The 1,152-nt window shown below is 47.0% G+C and carries 1 protein-coding gene; it reads left to right on the top strand.

Annotated elements, in window-relative coordinates:
* On the top strand, positions 1-1,152 hold a 1,152-nt coding region (locus A3738_RS06615; RefSeq protein ID WP_068763449.1), incomplete at both ends, for an outer membrane protein transport protein.

Below are 1,152 nucleotides of genomic sequence, written 5' to 3'. Positions count from 1 at the left end.
CCGCGCCTTTGCCGTTCCAGTTTGGTTTTTCTGTTAATGAGCCAGGCTCAAAATTTACATTCGCTGCAAAAAACTACATGCACTCTCCGTTGGGGCTTTTTAAAGACGCGGAAGACCCCGGGACATTCTTAGGTAAAGAGGCTGCTATACAGCGATATACCTTTTTCTCCCCAGCGGTTGGCTATGAGATTAGTGATGAATGGTCCGTAGGTGCCGGTATACAGCTTTCGCATCAGGGTTTTGCTATCGCGCAGAACAACCGTGCGCCAAACTTCTTGATTGCAGTAACCGAGATCTTACAGGATGCGTTCGCATGTGAGTTCGACAAACCTATTGGTAAGCGTCGAGATCCATTGCAGCCATTCTTATCCTTGTGTCAGGGCAATATTGGACCTTGGGATAGCGTAGGACGCATAGATATAGATATGCAGCAGTCATTATCGCCTACTTATAATCTAGGTGTTCTCTGGGAACCTACTGATTGGTTCTCTTGGGGAGCATCTTATATGACGGGTGCTGAGATGGAGCTGCGCGGCACTTTCCTTATGGATTATACCGATGAATGGACGGCCTTCTGGCAGGGCTTCAACGGATCGATTATTGGTGCGATAACCGCTGCGATACTTGGCTTGCCTCGAGGGGTGCCATTCGAGGCTGGTAATATCTATATGGACTATGAAATACCGCAAACATTCAAGAGTGGTATTAGTATGCGGGTTCATCCTGAATGGACCGTTAACCTTGATGCGACTTGGACAGACTGGAGTGTTTGGGATGAATGGACATTTCATTTTGATCGCCCCTTAGAGTTACTGACTACTGCCCGTCTTTTATCTGGTTTGGTGACCGAAGATTCGTTAACTCTGCCATTAGGTCTTGAAGATACTTGGCACTATGGCATTGGGATTACCCAGCATGTGAACTCGCGTTTAGACATCCGTTATGGACTGGAGCTTAGGGACTCGCCTGTCGGTAAGGATGTTTTTGGGCCTGTGCCAGTCGGTGATATGAAACACTGGGGCATAGGCTTTGGTTATAAATGGGACAAGCAAACTAAAGTTGGGGCGAGCATGTTTTACATGCAGTCGGTCGATTACATTCCCAACAATACGAGTTGTAACCTAAACTGTACTAACTTCACTAACGTGGTAT

The sequence above is a fragment of the Oleiphilus sp. HI0066 genome, assembly GCF_001635725.1.
This window is presented reverse-complemented; position numbering and strand designations above follow the sequence as displayed.